The sequence below is a fragment of the Luteitalea sp. genome (genome assembly GCF_022842525.1).
Taxonomy (GTDB): Bacteria; Acidobacteriota; Vicinamibacteria; order Vicinamibacterales; family Vicinamibacteraceae; genus Luteitalea.
Window position 1 is genome coordinate 13,839 of sequence record NZ_JALHPM010000031.1, and the last position, 15,940, is coordinate 29,778.

14 protein-coding genes are annotated in these 15,940 nt (G+C 69.1%); 9 read left to right on the forward strand and 5 right to left on the reverse strand.

Translation table 11 applies throughout. The features are described from left to right. Positions 1 to 68 precede the first annotated feature (68 nt). Positions 69 to 818, reverse strand: coding sequence for a GNAT family N-acetyltransferase (locus Q0C41_RS08695; protein WP_291982883.1), 750 nt, complete (start codon positions 816 to 818; stop codon positions 69 to 71). Between the two features lie 34 nt (positions 819 to 852). On the opposite strand from Q0C41_RS08695, the gene Q0C41_RS08700 reads away from it, so the two are divergent. Further along, positions 853 to 1,605 carry a class I SAM-dependent methyltransferase gene (locus Q0C41_RS08700; RefSeq protein WP_291982885.1) on the forward strand — a complete coding sequence of 251 codons (753 nt, stop codon included), beginning with the start codon at positions 853 to 855 and terminating at the stop codon, positions 1,603 to 1,605. 87 nt (positions 1,606 to 1,692) lie between these two features. On the opposite strand, the gene Q0C41_RS08705 is transcribed toward Q0C41_RS08700, so the two are convergent. Together Q0C41_RS08705 and Q0C41_RS08710 are read right to left on the reverse strand one after the other, a co-directional pair. Further along, positions 1,693 to 2,976 (reverse strand): replication-associated recombination protein A, encoded by a 1,284-nt coding sequence (locus tag Q0C41_RS08705; protein ID WP_367079185.1) that lies wholly within the window; start codon positions 2,974 to 2,976, stop codon positions 1,693 to 1,695. Positions 2,977 to 3,059: 83 nt separating this feature from the next. Beyond that, positions 3,060 to 3,833, reverse strand: a complete 774-nt coding sequence (locus Q0C41_RS08710) for an RNA methyltransferase (RefSeq protein ID WP_291982888.1) — start codon at positions 3,831 to 3,833, stop codon at positions 3,060 to 3,062. Here Q0C41_RS08710 and greA point away from each other — a divergent pair. The 3 genes from greA to Q0C41_RS08725 all read left to right on the forward strand — a co-directional run bounded on the left by greA (position 3,816) and on the right by Q0C41_RS08725 (position 7,177). Next, positions 3,816 to 4,535, forward strand: coding sequence for a transcription elongation factor GreA (gene greA, locus Q0C41_RS08715; RefSeq protein WP_291982891.1), 720 nt, complete (start codon positions 3,816 to 3,818; stop codon positions 4,533 to 4,535). The two genes, Q0C41_RS08710 and greA, sit on opposite strands and share 18 nt — an antisense overlap. A gap of 106 nt (positions 4,536 to 4,641) precedes the next feature. Next, a complete protein-coding gene (locus Q0C41_RS08720; RefSeq protein ID WP_291982893.1) occupies positions 4,642 to 5,997 on the forward strand; it encodes a hypothetical protein in 1,356 nt (451 codons plus the stop codon). A 4-nt stretch (positions 5,998 to 6,001) separates the two neighbouring features. Further along, entirely contained in the window at positions 6,002 to 7,177 is a 1,176-nt protein-coding gene (locus Q0C41_RS08725) for an aminotransferase class I/II-fold pyridoxal phosphate-dependent enzyme (RefSeq protein ID WP_291982894.1), read from the forward strand. 283 nt (positions 7,178 to 7,460) lie between these two features. Here the strand turns inward: Q0C41_RS08725 and Q0C41_RS08730 are convergent, their stop codons facing one another. Together Q0C41_RS08730 and Q0C41_RS08735 are read right to left on the reverse strand one after the other, a co-directional pair. Next, positions 7,461 to 7,898, reverse strand: coding sequence for a transposase (locus Q0C41_RS08730; RefSeq protein ID WP_291982896.1), 438 nt, complete (start codon positions 7,896 to 7,898; stop codon positions 7,461 to 7,463). A 678-nt stretch (positions 7,899 to 8,576) separates the two neighbouring features. Further along, complete coding sequence (locus Q0C41_RS08735) at positions 8,577 to 10,022, reverse strand: DHH family phosphoesterase (RefSeq protein ID WP_291982898.1); 1,446 nt, start codon at positions 10,020 to 10,022, stop codon at positions 8,577 to 8,579. 186 nt (positions 10,023 to 10,208) lie between these two features. On the opposite strand from Q0C41_RS08735, the gene Q0C41_RS08740 reads away from it, so the two are divergent. The 5 genes from Q0C41_RS08740 to Q0C41_RS08760 are packed head-to-tail and all read left to right on the forward strand — an operon-like array spanning position 10,209 to position 15,926. Beyond that, a complete protein-coding gene (locus Q0C41_RS08740; protein WP_291982900.1) occupies positions 10,209 to 11,144 on the forward strand; it encodes a VWA domain-containing protein in 936 nt (311 codons plus the stop codon). 60 nt (positions 11,145 to 11,204) lie between these two features. After that, positions 11,205 to 13,229 carry an excinuclease ABC subunit UvrB gene (gene uvrB, locus Q0C41_RS08745; protein WP_291982902.1) on the forward strand — a complete coding sequence of 675 codons (2,025 nt, stop codon included), beginning with the start codon at positions 11,205 to 11,207 and terminating at the stop codon, positions 13,227 to 13,229. Between the two features lie 27 nt (positions 13,230 to 13,256). Continuing rightward, positions 13,257 to 14,030 (forward strand): ABC transporter permease, encoded by a 774-nt coding sequence (locus Q0C41_RS08750; protein WP_291982904.1) that lies wholly within the window; start codon positions 13,257 to 13,259, stop codon positions 14,028 to 14,030. 2 nt (positions 14,031 to 14,032) lie between these two features. Continuing rightward, a complete protein-coding gene (locus tag Q0C41_RS08755) occupies positions 14,033 to 14,881 on the forward strand; it encodes an ATP-binding cassette domain-containing protein (RefSeq protein ID WP_291982906.1) in 849 nt (282 codons plus the stop codon). Between the two features lie 4 nt (positions 14,882 to 14,885). Then, the gene (locus tag Q0C41_RS08760) at positions 14,886 to 15,926 is read left to right on the forward strand and encodes an MlaD family protein (protein ID WP_291982908.1); all 1,041 of its coding nucleotides are present in this window, start codon (positions 14,886 to 14,888) and stop codon (positions 15,924 to 15,926) included. Positions 15,927 to 15,940 lie beyond the last annotated feature (14 nt).

Here is a 15,940-nt window from a genome sequence, read left to right on the forward strand (position 1 = left end):
AGTCGGGCACCGGGCACCGGGCACGGAGCAGCCGGCTCCAGACGCCGGGCATGCTCGGGACGGGCGCGTCAGGTGTCGATCGTGCCGACCACCACCTGCCCGACTTCGCGCATGCCGGCGGCATGCAGCGTCGCGCGCGAGGCGACGTGGTCGATGCTGCAGCGCGCCGCCGGGATGTGGCCTGCGAGCCAGCAGGCCTCGATGAGCCCGGCGACCAGCCGGGTGCCGTAGCCCTTGCGCCGATGGGCCGGCGCGACCTCCATGTAGATGTCGGCAAAGGGCGGGTTGTAGTGGGTCAGCCACCCGCCTGTGCCGACGATGTCGCCGTCGATGTCGAGCACGTGGTCGCCGACAGGCTCGAAGGTATGGGGGAACGTCTGGTCGTCGCCGCGGAGCCGCAGCTGGGTGTCTCTCGACCGGCGCGGCTGCGACGTCGCCGGCGCCTCGAACAACACCGTGGTGGGACGCCGCATCGGTGCCAGGGCCTGCGCGACCGGGAAGAGGCACGGGTCGTTCGTCTGGCACTCGACGGCGGTGACACTGGAGGCCGCGACGAGGGCGGTGGCCAGAGGGATGACGTGGTCACGGCACGGCGGCGCGACGTACCACTCGAAGAGGGCGTCGCGGGCCGTGAGGGCGTCGAGGCCCTTTGCGGCCGCGTACCCGACGGGGCGATCGTCGAGGTGGAGCAGCCACGCATCGGCCCATCCACGTCGATGGCAGGCGTCGTAGCGGCACTGCGCGTGCAGTTCGTGCAGGAACAGCGCACGCCAGGGCAGCACGTCGGTGGGGGACGCGCGCAGGGCGGAGGGGCGCATGCGGGCATCATAGCCGGCCCGGTATGCTGGCCAGGTGACCCATCCCTTCTCCGATCACTTCGGGGGCGTCTCGCGGCAGTACGTCGAGAGTCGCCCGACCTATCCGCCCGAGCTGTTCGCGTGGGTGGCGGCGCAGGCCCCGGCGTCAGACCTGGCGTGGGACTGCGGCGCAGGCAACGGTCAGGCGTCGGTGGCGTTGGCCGCGCACTTCGCACGTGTGGTGGCCACCGACGCCAGCGCCGGGCAACTGGCGCACGCGGAGCCGCATCCGCGCGTGGAGTACCGGCAGGCCGCCGCCGAGGCGTCGGGGCTCGCGGCGGCCAGCGTCGCGCTGGTCACGGTCGCACAGGCGCTGCACTGGTTCCCGCTGCCGGCGTTCCATGCCGAGGTGGCGCGCGTGCTGCGGCCCGGTGGCGTGATCGCCGCGTGGACGTATGGGGCCTTCACGCTCGGCCTGAAGGAGGCGGAGGCCATCGTCCGCGAGTATCACTACGTGACGTGCGCCTCGTGGTGGCCGCCGGAACGGGTGCACGTCGAAAGCGGCTACCGCGACCTGACGTTTCCGTTCGCACGTCTCGCCACGCCCGACTTCCACATGCACAGCCAGTGGACCCTGCTCCAGGTCGTCGGGTTCCTGCGCAGCTGGTCGGCGACGGCGCGTCTCGCGGCCGCGGAGGGCGGCGACCCCGTGGCCCCGGTGGAACGCGCGCTGCGTGAGGTCTGGGGCGATCCGGACAGGCCGGTCGATGTCGACTGGCCGCTCACCGTGCTGGCCGGACGGGTGTAGCGGCGAGGCCCGCCCCGACTCCGCCGGACAAGTCCGGCGGCTACGACTGGCGACGACGACGGAACGCCCCGCCTCCCGACTCCCGCCTCATCGTTCGGCGTTCGGTGTTCGACGCTTCTTCTTGATCTCGCGCCAGCCTTCCAGCCGCCGCGCGATCTCCTTCTCGAAGCCGCGGTCGGTCGGGCGGTAGAACTGCCGCCCCTGCAGCGCCGGCGGCAGGCAGTCCATGCCGGTCACGGCGTCGGCCGCATCGTGGGCGTACTCGTAGCCCTTGCTGTAGTCGAGCTGCTTCATCAGCCGCGTCGGCGCATTGCGCAGGTGCAGCGGCACTGGTTCGGCTTCGTCGCGCCTGGCGGCGTCGGCCGCCTCGTTGTAGGCGACGTACACGGCGTTGCTCTTCGGCGCGGTGGCCAGGTACAGCGCCGCTTGCGACAGGGCCGTGTTGGCCTCGGGCAGGCCGAGCAGGTGTGCCGCCTGCTGCGCGGCGATGGCGAGGGGCAGGGCCTGCGGGTCGGCGTTGCCGATGTCCTCCGACGCGAAGCGGACGAGCCGGCGCGCCACGTACATCAGGTCCTCGCCCGATTCCAGCATGCGGGCGAGCCAGTAGACGGCGGCATCGGGATCGCTGTTGCGCAGCGACTTGTGCAGGGCCGAGATGAGGTTGAAGTGCTCCTCGCCGCCCTTGTCGTACCGCAGCGTGCGGCGAGCGACCAGCGGGGACAGGTGCTCGCGGGTCAACAGACGCGGGGCGGCGTCGGGTACCACGCTGACCGCCAGTTCGAGCAGGTTGAGGGCGCTGCGCGCGTCGCCGTTGGCATGGACGGCGATGGCGCGGAGCACCCCGTCCTCGACCTGCACGTCGCCCGCGCCGAGCCCGCGCTCGGCGTCGGTCAGGGCCCGCTCGAGGATGGTGGCGATGGCCTCGGGCGTGAGCGACGCCAGCACGAAGACCTTGGACCGCGACAGCAGCGCGGCATTGACCTCGAACGAGGGATTCTCCGTGGTGGCCCCGACGAGGACGATGTCGCCGGCTTCGACGTGGGGGAGGAAGGCGTCCTGCTGGGCCCGGTTGAACCGGTGGATTTCGTCGACGAACACCACTGTGCGAGCGCCGTCGCGCTGACGGGCCAGTGCGGCATCGGTCATCACCTGCTTGACGTCCTTGACGCCCGACAGCACGGCGCTGAACGACACGTAACGCGCCGCTGTCGCATTGGCGATGGCGCGTGCCAGGGTGGTCTTGCCCGTGCCCGGCGGTCCCCACAGGATCACCGACTGGAGGACGTCGCGATCGATGGCTTCGCGCAACGGCCGCCCGGGGGCGAGCAGCGCCTCCTGGCCGACGATCTCGTCGATGGTGCGCGGACGCATGCGGTCGGCCAGCGGCACGTGCCCGGTGGGGCGCGGGCCCGCGTCGTGGCGATCGCCGCTGCTCGGGAACAGGCTCGGTTCGCTCATGACCGGGGTTCCCCTGACGGCCGGCTCGGAGAGCCGGCCCTACCCACAGCGTCGCCCCTACCCACAGCGTCGCCCGTGGCCGCGGCGCGGCGTTGTCGCGCGATTTCGAACAGCACCAGGCTGGTCGCCACGCCGACGTTGAGCGACTCGACCGGCGGGTGCATCGGGATGCGCAGCCGGACGTCGGCCATCGCCAGCACGGCCTCGGGCAGACCGGCGCCCTCGGCGCCGGCGCAGACGGCGAGCGGCCCCCCGAGGTCGGCGGTGTGCAGGTCGACCTCGCCAGCGGCAGCCAGGGCGACGAGCCGCAGGCCGGCGTGGTGCAGCGCCTCGAGCGCCGTCATCGTCTCGGCCACGCGCGCGACGGGGAGACGGAGCGAACTGCCCATTGCGCCGCGCAGCGCCTTCCAGCCGAGCGGGTGGGCGGTGCCGCCGGTCGCGAGGAACCCCGTGGCCCCCGCGGCCTCGCTGCTCCTGATGAGCGTGCCGACATTGCCGGGGTCCTGGATGCCGATCGCGACCGTGACGAGCGCGGGGGCAGGGTGCAGCAACGCCGCCGGGTCACGCAGGGGCACGGACGCGAGCGCCACGATGCCCACCGGCGTGCGGGTCGGACTCGCGGCATCGAGCACGCCGAGGGTGACGCGCTGGATGAGATGCCCCCGTCGGCGGACGTCCTGCACGATGGCGGCGACGTCCGGACGCGCGTCGGCGCCTTCCGCGACGAGGACGACGGCGATGGCCACCCCGGCATGGAGGGCGTCGGCCACCAGATGCGGTCCTTCGAGGAGGACCTCATCGGCATGACCGTCGGCGGCGTCGCGGCAGCGCGCGACGAGAGGATGACGACGACTGGTGAGTGTGGGATCGGTCATGGCGGAGGCGGGCAGTCCGCCGTGCACCCCTATGGTAAGATTTCCGCGTCGTTGGCCCAACAGACGCGGACTCGCAAGTGCATGGTGCGCTTGCGATATCCCGCCGTGCCATCGCCGGGAACGACATACGTGCTAGAAGTCAAAGCGCAGCTGCTCAGGAAGTTCGAAGACGAGATCTCCGCCCTGGATCGCGAGCTCAAGACGGAGCTCCCCAAGGAGATCCAGCGTGCGCGTGAGCTCGGCGACCTGCGCGAGAATGCGGAGTACCAGGCCGCGAAGGAACGGCAGACCTTCCTCCAGGCCCGCATCGGCATGCTCAAGAAGCGCATGGCCGACATCTCGTTGATCAACCTCGACAAGATCCCGACGGGCAAGGTCGCGTTCGGGTCCACGGTGACCCTGCGCGAGGACGGCGAGACCGTCGTCTATCAGCTCGTCATGCCCGAGGACGCCGACGCGGCCAAGGGCATGATCTCGACGGCGTCTCCGATCGGCCGTGCGCTGCTCGGCAAGGAAGAGGGCGACGAGGTCACGGTGCCCACCCCCAATGGCCAGCGCTCCTTCGAGCTCATCAAACTCGTCACCATTCACGACTAGCGCCGCCCCGCACGGTGACGCTGCTCCAGGCACGCCGTATGCGCCCCGGCTGCGCACCGCGCTCGTCTTCACGGGCACGGGCAGCGCCGGGGCCTATCACGCCGGCGTGATGAAGGCGCTCGCCGAGGCGGGCGTCAAGGTCGATCTCGTGGCGGGGCGTGGCATGGGCGTGGCCAGTGCGATGCTCGCCGCGCTCGACGGCGGCACTCGGCTCTGGCAGCCCTCCGGGGCCTGGAGCGGACCGCGCGCGTCGCGTCTCTACGGCTGGCGCCTGCCGTGGCGAGTCGTCGGGTGGGCGCTGAGCCTGTCGTTCTTCGTGCTCGCCATCCCCGTGCTGGTGCAGGTGATCGCCGCGCTGCTGTATCCCCTGGCCTACATCGTCCAGCTGAGCGGCCTCGACCGTGACGGGCGTGTCGCCGGCCTCTTCGTCGAGACGATCGCGGCGACCTTCAACCACACGCTGTTCGCGCAGGTCATCCCGCGCGTCGCGGTGCTGTCGCTGCTCGGCGCCGCGCTGTTCCTGGCTGGCGAGTACGTCCTGCGCGTGCGCAGTCGTGGCCGCCGTCGCGTCGAAGGACGCCCGTGGTGGATCGCGCTCGGGTCCCCCCTGGATGCGCAGCCGGCTGTCAGGCACTTCGCGCAGGCCCTGTGGAGCGGTCCGGCCTCCGGAGGCGGGCGCAGCGCCGACCGACACGAGTTGAGTCGGCGATTCGTCGAGATGATCGGCGATGGGCTCGGCCAGCCCGGGTCGGCCGAGTTGCTGTTCGTCGTCCACGACCTCGACACCCGACGCGATCTCGTCTTCGCCGCCCTCCAGGACACCTGGCGTCGTCGCTTCTTCGCCGAGGACGCCGATGGCGTGCGGGCGAGCGAGGTCATCGACCTGCTGGGGCCGGGGCGCGATCTGGCCATGGACGGCCTCAGTGCCGCCCTCGCCGTGCCGCTGGCCGCCGAACCGCACCCGATCACGTTCCCGCTCGAGGGGGCCTGGCGTGGCGAGACCCATCTGGTGGCAGATCGGCCCGAGGCCCTCGTTCGCCTGCTCGAAGAGGTCTCGGCCGCGGGCGCCGAGCAGGTCATCCTCGTGAGCGCGGCATCGCCGCTGTCGGGCCCACACGGGCTGGCCTCGCGCCGGGCCGACCCGCGGGCCTGGCTCGGGCAGGCGATCGCCGGACACGAGAGTGCGAGCGTGCGCGACGCCTCCACGGCGTTCTTCGATCGCTTCACCAGCGTCTACCACGTACAGCCCGTGCACAATCCGCTCGGGCCGTTCGACCTGGCCGGTGTGCACGACGCCCGTTCCGATCGCCACGCCGTCCTCGGTGAACTGGTGCGCCGCGGCTACGACGATGCCTATGCGCAGTTCATCGTGCCGGTGGTCGGCGGCAGCGCCGACGGGCTCGAGCCCGCCGCGCCTTCCTCCTCGTCTGCGCCGGTGGTAGACGACCTTCCTCTCACGTAATCGCATGCCTACCACGCGTCCGGGTCTGGCGACCCGCCTGATTCACACGGCCGAGGGCGCGCAGCCGCACGCCGCGCCGCTCACGACGCCGATCTACGAGACGACGACCTTCCTGTTCGACTCGACGGCCGACCTGCAGGCGTACATCGACGGGTCGACGGGGAAGTATCTCTATTCGCGCTACGACAACCCGTCCACGCATGCACTCGAGGCCAAGCTCGCCGAGGCCGAGCAGGCCGAGGCCGCGATGGTCTTCGGGTCGGGCATGGGCGCGATCGCCAGCACGATGCTCGGATTGCTCTCCGCCGGTGACGAGGTGCTGTGCAGCGCCGCGATCTACGGCGGCACCTTCCACCTGCTGCAGTCGTTCCTGCCGCGCTTCGGCATCACCGCGCGTCTGCTCGAGCTCGACGCGCTCCGCGACCCCACCGCCGCGATCGGCCCGCGGACGAAGCTGGTGTGGTTCGAGTCGCCGATCAATCCCACGCTGCGGTGCCTCGACATCGCGCGGCTGGCCGGCGCGTGCCGTGCTGCGAGCGTGCGGTCGGTGATGGACAACACGTTCGCCACGCCGTACAACCAGCAGCCGCTGACGCTCGGCGTCGACCTGGTGATGCACAGCGTGACCAAGTACCTCAACGGGCACAGCGACGTCACGGCTGGCGCGGTGATGGGGGCTCGGACGCTCGTGGACGCGCTGCTTCCGGCGCGCAAGCTGATTGGCGCGATGCTGGATCCGGCGGCCGCCTCGCTGGTGGGGCGCGGTCTCAAGACGCTCGAGGTGCGGATGGAGCGCCACAACGCCAATGCCCTCGCGCTGGCGCGGGCGTTCGACGGCGATCGGCGCCTGACGCGGGTGCTCTACCCGGGCCTGCCATCGCATCCCGACCACGGTATCGCGGCGGCCCAGATGCGCGGGTTCGGCGGCATGGTCACCATCGAGCTGCCCGGGGGCCTCGAGGCGGCTGGCCGGTTCTTCGATCGCCTTCAGGTCTTCAAGCGCGCCACGAGTCTGGGCGGGGTGGAGAGCCTGGCGGGGCTGCCGGTGCTGACGTCGCAGTACGGCTGGACCGACGAGCAACTGGCGCGGGCCGATGTCACGCCAGGCATGGTGCGCCTGTCGGTCGGCATCGAGACGCTCGACGACCTCATCGCGGACGTGGATCAGGCACTGAAGTAATTCAGGCGCACGTCGCCGACATTCATAATTCAGAATGCAGTGCGGGGCGGACAACGCCAGGCTGCCGCACAGTAGTCGTCGACGTCGCCGCGTGCGGAGCGCGGCGCTGCCTGAAGTAATTCAGGCGCACGTCGCCGACATTCAAAGTCCAGAATGCAGAGCGGGGCGGGCAACGCCAGGCGGCCGCACAGCAGTCGTCGACGTCGCCGCGTGCGGAGCGCGGCGCTGCCTGAAGTAATTCAGGCGCACATCGCCGACATGCAGAATTCAGCCTCTTCCGGGATCAGCGTGGGTAGAGGTCGAGCCCACCGCAGTGAAAGTAGATGGCGGTGGTGAAGTGTTGGGCGTTGCGGAAGCCGCCGGCCTTGCGCTTGATGCTCAGGATCTTGCTGTTGAGCCCTTCAGCGACCCCGTTGGTAATGGGGTGCGTGACGTACCGCAGCACACCGTCCAGGTGACGGTGCAGCATGCGGGCGACCTGCTTGACCGGCTCCAGGCGTGAGCAGATGGCCCACCCATGCCACCGGGCAAAGAAACGACGGACGGTGTCCCCCTGGCGGTAGGTCCAGAGGTCGCGCAGCAGCTCTTTGATGGCCCAGGCGCGGCCGACGTTCAGGTGCTGGGTCTGCAACGCGGCGAAGGCGGCGGTGCGCTCGGCCGGGAGTCGCTCCTCGCTGTAGAGCCAGAGTATCCAAGTGGCGCCAGACGCGCTCCTCGGCATGGCCGTGGCCGGCGCACGGCTGCTGGCACTCCGGGCAGGCCCACGCGGCGTCTGCCGCGTGCTCGACCCAGAGAGCCACCCGCTCACCGGAGGTGTCCAGCGCTACCCGCGCGATGGGCCACGGCGCCTGCAACCCGAGGATCGTTTCGAAGAGCGTGGTGTCCTGCATCCAGCGGTTCAACGCCACCGTCTGGCTCGGCGCAAGGCCGGCGAGCAGGCCGCTCACCCGCCGAGTGGCCCGCGCAGCCGGCCCGAGCTGCCCACGTCATTCCCGGAAGGACCAGAATTCAGAATGCTGGGCGGGGCGGGCAACGCCAGACGTCCGCACAGCCGCTGTCGGAGTTGTCTCCCGCGCAGCGCGGCGCTGTTCGGACCTGCGCTTCATTCTGCATTCTGAAGGTCAGCGAAGCCCGCCTGCATTGCTCAACGCCCGCTGCGGAACGTGGCGTTGCTCGGACCTGCGCTTCATTCTGCATTCTGAAGGTCAGCGAAGCCCGCCTGCATTGCTCAACGCCCGCTGCGGAGCGTGGCGTCGCTCGGACCTGCGCTTCATTCTGCATTCTGAAGGTCAGCGAAGTGAGCCTGCATTGCTCAACGCCCGCTGCGGAGCGTGGCGTTGCTCGGACCTGCACTTCATTCTGCATTTTGAAGATCAGCGAAGCCCGCCTGAATTCTTGCTCAGGACGTCGTCGGCACCAGGGCGGTGGACGCCTTGTCGTCCTTGCGGGCGCTGGCCGTGTCGTGCATGAACTGCTCGGCCATCGCGGCGATCGCCGCATTGATTTGCTTGGGGGTCCGCGCCCCGTGGCGCTCGGCGAAGGCCTGCAGCGGCACCACGGCCTTGGCCATGGCCCGGTGGCCGCCGGCGCTGCCGATCTCGCCGAAGTACTTGCGGACGAACTCGCCGGCGTTGCGCGAGTAGCCGAGGTTGCGCACCGACAGCACGAGCGCATCCTTGACGATGCCGGTGACGAAGGTCCACTTGGTCTCTTCCAGCTGCAGGAAGAAGTCGGCGGTGTAGGTGATGAAGTCCTCGCGGGGCACCGGGCCCAGGCTGGCGAAGAACAGGTCGCCGCGCAGGTCGCTGTCGGCCAGCCCCTTGACCACGGTCTGCAGGCGCTCGAGGGTGATGTCGGCGCCTTCCATCTTGCGGATCAGCGCGGCGTCGGCCAGCGGATACAGGTACGTGAAGGCGTCGAGATCCTGCCGGTTGGTGTGGCGCGCGAAGAACAGCGTATCGGACTTGATCGCGTAGAGCATCGCGGTGGCGACCCGTTCGGACACGTTCATGTCCACGGCGCGCAGGTGCTCGGTGAGGATCGTGCTCGTCGAGCCGTAGTCGGCCCGGATGTCCTTGAAGACGGCGCTGTACCCGGGTTGCTCCGGATGGTGGTCCACCACGAGGTCGACGTGGGGCAGCTGACCGCTGAAGTAGTGCGGCTGCACGTCCACGGTGGCCACCCGATCGAAGCTCGCGAACTGCTCCGGCGTCACCTTCTCGACGTGGATGTCGAGCAGGTGGGCCATGCGCACGTTCTCGGGCCGGCTGACGCCCTGCACCGCGCCGATGATGGCGGTGGTCTTGGTCCGGCGCAGCAGGTTGCGCAGGGCCAGGCCGCTGGCCATCGCATCCGGGTCCGGCTCGTTGTGCAGCAGGATGAGGACGCGGTCGGCGTCGGCAAAATAGCGTTGGTACTGGAGGACGCGGGCGCGGGAGACGCTGCGTTCGAGTTCGGCGTGCAGTTGGGGGGCGAGCAGTTCGGCGAGGGTCAGCGTGAAGATGTCGGGGAACGCGGTCTTGGCCTCGTCGGCTCGCCGGGTACTCGGCCCGGTCGAGATGACGTAGGTCAAGGTGCCCCCGGCGTCGCGTACCGCCCCGATGAGCCGCTTCAGGCTCCGTTTCCCGGTGTCCTCGACGATGACGCAGGTGCTGGGGGTGAGGTCGACCTTGACGTACGAGTCACAGCGTGAGCAGTCGGTGACCGTGACCTTGAGGCCCTCGTCGGCCAGCCTCCGGGCGAGCGGGCGGCTTTCGACGAGGAACTCGACGTCGAAGGTCGGACTGAGCACCCCCTGCAGGGTGCGCATCACGAGTTCGTTCTGACAGACGGCCAGGCACTTCATGGGCGTGTGTGGGAGCCTGCGGGAGGCGACCCCCACGGGCCAAACCACGATTATACTCTTCCGACGATCGGCAATGGGGTCCCGGTTCTTGAAGGTGTATCCTGAGCGGGTTTCCAGCATGGCCGGATCCGGATGCGGCGGGGAGGCCCTCCCGCGCGCCGGCGGCCTCGTCACGGGGGGATGGCCATGACGCGTCTCGTCACGGCGGCCGCGCTCCTGATCACGGTCAGTGCGCAGCCAGCCACAGCCCAGCAGGTCTTTCGCTCCGGCGTCGAGACGGTGCGCCTCGGCGTCGCAGTCGTCGACAAGGCGGGGCAGAGCGTCCCCACCCTGGCACGCGAGGACTTCACGGTCCTCGAGGACGGCACCCCCCAGGCCCTGCAGCTCTTCACGGCCGGTGGGCAGGAGGAGGCCGAGCGCCCACCCCTGCACATCGGCCTGCTGTTCGACACCTCCGGCAGCATGTCGGTCGATCTGGCGATGGCACGCAGCGCCGCCGTCAAGTTCTGCAACCTCCTGCAGCGGGCCGAGGACATCACCCTGGTCGATTTCGACACCGAGGTGCGCGTGGCGCAGTTCGGGCAGGCCGATTTCCCGCGCTTCGTCGAACGGCTGCGCAACCGCAAGCCGGATGGCTGGACGGCCCTGTACGACGCGCTCGGTGTCTACCTCGACGGCACGTCGCACCAGGCCGGCGAGAAGGTCATGGTCGCCTACACCGACGGCGGCGACACCCGCAGCGTCATGTCGTTCTCGGATGCGCTGACGGCGCTCAAGGCCTCCGACGTGACCGTCTACATCGTCGGGTTCCTCGAGCAGCAGAGTGCGCGGGAGAAGCTGGAGCAGCGCATGCGCCTGACCCAGATCGCCGAAGCGACGGGCGGCCTCGCGTTCTTCCCGGCCAACAAGAAGGACATCGACCAGGCCTACGCCCAGGTGCAGGCCGACGTCGACAGCCGGTACCTCATCGGGTACATCTCCAGCAATCAGGCCAACGACGGCCGCTGGCGCAAGCTCGACGTCCGACTCAACCGGCCGGACCTGAAGGCCGCCAGGATTCGGGCGCGCAAGGGCTACTTCGCCCTGATGCGCCCCGAGCCGGTTGTCGCCCGCCCGGAGTAAGCGGCGGCGCGGCCGGCCGGGGATGGTACGATCGCGAGGATTCACGCTGCCTTCTCCCACATGCCATCCACGTACGATCGCTTCCAGCTGGTGTCGTCCTTCGAGCTCCGAGGCGACCAGCCACGGGCCATCGACGAACTGGTCAGTGGGCTCGACCGCGGCGACGTCTTCCAGACGCTGCTCGGGGTGACGGGGTCGGGCAAGACGTTCACCATGGCGCAGACGATCGCCCGGGTGAACCGCCCGGCGCTCGTGATGGTCCACAACAAGACGCTCGCCGCCCAGCTCTATCAGGAGTTCAAGCGCTTCTTCCCGCACAACGCCGTCGAGTACTTCGTCTCCTACTACGACTACTACCAGCCCGAGGCCTACATGCCGGCCACGGACTCGTACATCGAGAAGGAAGCGATCATCAACGAGGAGATCGACCGCATGCGGCTGTCGGCGACGCGGTCCCTCTTCGAACGGCGCGACGTCATCATCGTCTCCAGCGTGTCGTGCATCTACGGGCTCGGCTCGCCCGAGGCCTACTACGGCCTGATGTTGCCGCTCGAGCGCGGCCAGGCCATCGGGCGCGACGCCATCCTGCGCAAGCTGGTCGAGATTCAGTACGAGCGCAACGACACCGACTTCGCGCGCGGCACCTTCCGCGTGCGCGGTGACGTGGTCGAGGTCTATCCGTCGTACGAGGAACACGCCGTCCGCATCGAGCTGTTCGGCGACGAAATCGACGAGCTGTCCACCATCGATCCGCTGACCGGCGGCACGTTGCGCCGGCACGACAAGGTGGCCATCTATCCCAAGAGCCACTTCGTGACGTCGCGCGACCGCACGAAGACGGCCGTCGAGACGATCAAGGCCGAGCTGGTGGAGCGACGCACGCAGCTCGAACAGGAAGGCCGGCTGCTCGAAGCCCAGCGCCTGCACCAGCGGACGATGTTCGACCTGGCGATGATGCAGGAGATCGGCTACTGCCACGGCATCGAGAACTACGCCCGTCATCTCACGGGACGTCCGCCGGGCGACCCGCCGCCGACGCTGCTCGACTACCTGCCGGCCGATGCGCTGACGATCATCGACGAGAGCCACCAGACCATCCCGCAGATTCGCGGCATGTATGCCGGTGACCGCGCCCGCAAGGAAGTGCTGGTCGAGTACGGCTTCCGCCTGCCGTCGGCGATGGACAACCGGCCGCTGAACTTCGAGGAGTGGAAGGCGCGGGTCGGGCAGCAGGTGTTCGTCAGCGCGACGCCCGGGCCCTACGAGCTCACGGCTTGCGCCGGGGTGGTGGTCGAGCAGATCGTGCGGCCGACGGGACTGCTCGATCCCGAGATCGACATCCGGCCGGTGCGCGGACAGGTCGACGACCTGCTCGGCGAGATCCGCCTGCGCGTCGCCCAGGGCGAGCGCGTCCTCGTGACCACGCTCACCAAGCGGATGGCCGAGGATCTGACGCAGTACTACCACGAGCTCGGCGTCCGCGTCCGCTACCTGCACAGCGACATCGACACGCTGGAGCGCATCGAGATTCTCCGCGACCTCCGCCGCGGCACCTTCGACGTGCTGGTCGGCATCAACCTGCTGCGCGAGGGCCTGGACCTGCCGGAAGTGTCGCTGGTCGCCGTGCTCGACGCCGACAAGGAGGGCTTCCTGCGCTCGGCCGGGTCCCTCATCCAGACGGTCGGCCGCGCGGCGCGGCATCTCAACGGGCGGGCGCTCTTCTACGCCGACAAGATGACCGACTCGATGCGCCGCTGCATCGACGAGACCAATCGGCGCCGCGTCGTCCAGGTCGCCTACAACGAGGCACACGGCATCACGCCGACCAGCGTGCGGCGCGCCATCGACGATGGCATGGGCGGCGTGGAAGAGCACGATTACCTGACCGTGCCGGTGGAGCGCGACCCGCGCCTGGCGTTCCGCTCGGAAGGCGAGCTGCACGCCCACATCACCTCGCTCGAGGCCGACATGCGTGCGGCCGCGGCGAATCTGGAGTTCGAGAAGGCGGCGACACTCCGCGACCGCATCAAGACTCTTCGCCAGCCTGGTCTGGCGCTGGCCGGCGTGGAGGCGCCGGGGGCCTGAGCGCCGCGGGCGCCGGCACCTGAACCCATGCAACTCTTCATCACCGGCTGGGCCAAGAAGGCCTTCTTCGAGGTTCAGGAGTACGTCAAGCTGTGCGTCGCGCTGGCACGCGCCGCGACCAGCCGACCCTTCTACTACCGCGACGTCGTCGAACAGCTCGACGCGGTGGGCGTCGGGTCGCTGACCGTGGTGCTGCTGACCGGCGGCTTCACCGGCGCCGTGCTCGCCCTGCAGTCGGGCATGACGCTCGACCAGTTCGGCGCCCGCTCGGTGGTCGGCCGCCTCATCAGCGCCTCGATGATCAAGGAACTGGGGCCGGTGCTGACGGCCCTCATGGTCACGGGCCGCGTCGGCTCGGGCATCGCCGCGGAGCTCGGCTCCATGGCCGTGACCGACCAGCTCAACGCCCTGCGCGCCCTGGGCACCGACCCGGTCCGCAAGCTGGCGCTGCCGCGCGTCATCGCCGGGGTCGTGATGGTGCCGATCCTGACGGTCATCTCGGACTTCGTCGGCATCGTCGGCGCCTGGATCACGACGGTCACGCAGCTGCGGGTGGCCTCGAGCGTCTACTGGAACTCGGTGGTGATGGGGCTCTACATCCAGGACATCTGGATGGGCCTGATCAAGCCGGTGTTCCTCGGCTTCGCGCTGGTCAGCATCGCCTGCTTCGTCGGCATGCGGACGACCGGCGGCACCCAGGGCGTCGGCAGGAGTACCACCCAGGCCGTGGTCGCCGGCTCGGTGGCCGTCCTCGTCCTCGACTTCATCATCACCAAGCTGTTGATTTCCCTGCTGTACTGATCATGGGCACGCCAACACCTCTCGAGAGTCGCCTGTCGCGGGTCAAGACGCCCGGCGAGCCCATCATCGTCTTCGAGCGCGTCTTCCTGGCGTTCGGCGACAACGTCATCCTCAAGGACATCAGCTTCGAGCTGCGCGCCGGGTTCACCAAGATCTTCCTGGGCGCGAGCGGTGCCGGCAAGAGCACCATCCTCAAGCTCATCCTGGGGCTGCTCAAGCCGCAGACCGGCAAGATCTGGGTCAACGGCGTCCGCGTCGACACGTTGAGCGAGTCCGACATGATGAAGGTGCGCGACGATGTCGGCATGGTGTTCCAGGAGGGCGCGCTCTTCGACTCGCTGTCGGTCCGCGAGAACGTCGGCTACAAGCTGTACGAAGAGAGCGACATGGACCTGAACGACGTCCATCGGCGCGTCGAGGAAGTGCTCGGCTGGGTCGAGCTCGAGGAGCACATCGACAAGATGCCCTCGCAGCTGTCGGGCGGGCAGCGGCGTCGCGTCGCCATCGCCCGGGCGATGACGTTCCAGCCCCGCATCCTGCTCTACGACGAGCCGACGACCGGGCTGGACCCGATCACGTCGATCACCATCGACGACGAGATCGTCAAACTGCGCGACATCGAGGGCGTCAGCTCCCTGGTGGTCACGCACCAACTGCGCGATGCCTTCTGGGTCGCCGAGCGGATGGCCGTGCGCGGCCCCGACGGCAAGGTCCAGATTGTCCCTGCGTCTCCCGAGAAGCTGGCCCAGACCGAGTTCGTCATGCTGCGTGACGGCCTGATCGCCTTCGAAGGCACGGCCTCCGAACTGCGCGCCAACAACGACCCGTACCTGCAGCTCTTCCTGAGTTGATTCGATGCCACGTACCCGCACTCTCGCCTGGTCCCAACTGAAGATCGGCATTCTCGCCGTGGCCGCCTTCGTGCTGGCCACGATGCTGATCTTCGCGGTCGGCGGCGACGCCGGGCTGTTCTCCGGCCGCTATCACCTGAAAACCCGCTTCCCGAACGCCGGCGGCCTGCAGTCGGGGTCGGTGGTGCGCCTCGCCGGCGTCAACGTCGGCGCGGTCGACGACGTGTACCTCGACGGGGCGGTCGTCGAGGTGGTGATGCGCATCAACCCCGACGTGGCCAATCGCATCACGGAGCGCTCCGTGGCCCAGGTCGGCTCGGTGAGCCTGCTCGGCGAAGGCGCCGTGGACATCACCGCGTCCACCGCGGGCACCCCGCTCGAGGACTGGTCCTACATTCGCGCGATCAAGACGCCGGGGCAGATTGCCGACGTGGCCGAGAACGCCACCGCGACGCTCGGGCAGGCGGCAGCGCTGATCGAGGACCTGCGCGCGGGCAAGGGCACCGTGGGCAAGCTCTTCACCCAGGACGAGCTGTACGACCAGCTGAGCGCGATGGTGAAGTCGACCGAGGACGTCATCCTGTCGATCCAGCAGGCCAAGGGGCCGGCCGGGACGCTGCTCAACAACCAGGCGGCTGCGAAGAACCTCGAGCGGGCGCTGGCGAACCTCGACACGGTGACGTCGAACATCGCGGCTGGCAAGGGCTCGCTCGGCACGCTGCTCAACGACGACGCGCTGGCCAAATCGCTGACGACGACGACCGACAACCTGCGGGCGGTCACGACGGGGCTCAGGAACGGCGACGGCACGGCCGGCAAGCTGCTGACCGACAACGGGCTCTATAATCGGCTCGACTCCGTCGTGCAGCGCATGGACACGCTCGTGACCACCCTGAACTCCGGGCAGGGCACCGCGGGGCAGTTGCTGCAGGACAAGCAGCTGTACGACAACATGAACGGCGCCGTGGCAGAGCTGCGGGGCCTGCTGGCCGAGATCAAGAAGGACCCCAAGAAGTACCTGAACGTCAAGGTCAGCATCTTCTGACGGCCCTCACGCCC

Bases quoted from the DNA above. Each gene is read 5' to 3' on its own strand.
- Q0C41_RS08695 (WP_291982883.1), bottom strand. From the start codon at position 818: ATGCGCCCCTCCGCCCTGCGCGCGTCCCCCACCGACGTGCTGCCCTGG.
- Q0C41_RS08705 (WP_367079185.1), bottom strand. From the start codon at position 2,976: ATGCGTCCGCGCACCATCGACGAGATCGTCGGCCAGGAGGCGCTGCTC.
- greA (WP_291982891.1), top strand. From the start codon at position 3,816: ATGGAGGGCGTCGGCCACCAGATGCGGTCCTTCGAGGAGGACCTCATC.
- Q0C41_RS08725 (WP_291982894.1), top strand. From the start codon at position 6,002: ATGCCTACCACGCGTCCGGGTCTGGCGACCCGCCTGATTCACACGGCC.
- Q0C41_RS08730 (WP_291982896.1), bottom strand. From the start codon at position 7,898: ATGCCGAGGAGCGCGTCTGGCGCCACTTGGATACTCTGGCTCTACAGC.
- Q0C41_RS08735 (WP_291982898.1), bottom strand. From the start codon at position 10,022: ATGAAGTGCCTGGCCGTCTGTCAGAACGAACTCGTGATGCGCACCCTG.
- Q0C41_RS08740 (WP_291982900.1), top strand. From the start codon at position 10,209: ATGACGCGTCTCGTCACGGCGGCCGCGCTCCTGATCACGGTCAGTGCG.
- uvrB (WP_291982902.1), top strand. From the start codon at position 11,205: ATGCCATCCACGTACGATCGCTTCCAGCTGGTGTCGTCCTTCGAGCTC.
- Q0C41_RS08750 (WP_291982904.1), top strand. From the start codon at position 13,257: ATGCAACTCTTCATCACCGGCTGGGCCAAGAAGGCCTTCTTCGAGGTT.
- Q0C41_RS08755 (WP_291982906.1), top strand. From the start codon at position 14,033: ATGGGCACGCCAACACCTCTCGAGAGTCGCCTGTCGCGGGTCAAGACG.
- Q0C41_RS08760 (WP_291982908.1), top strand. From the start codon at position 14,886: ATGCCACGTACCCGCACTCTCGCCTGGTCCCAACTGAAGATCGGCATT.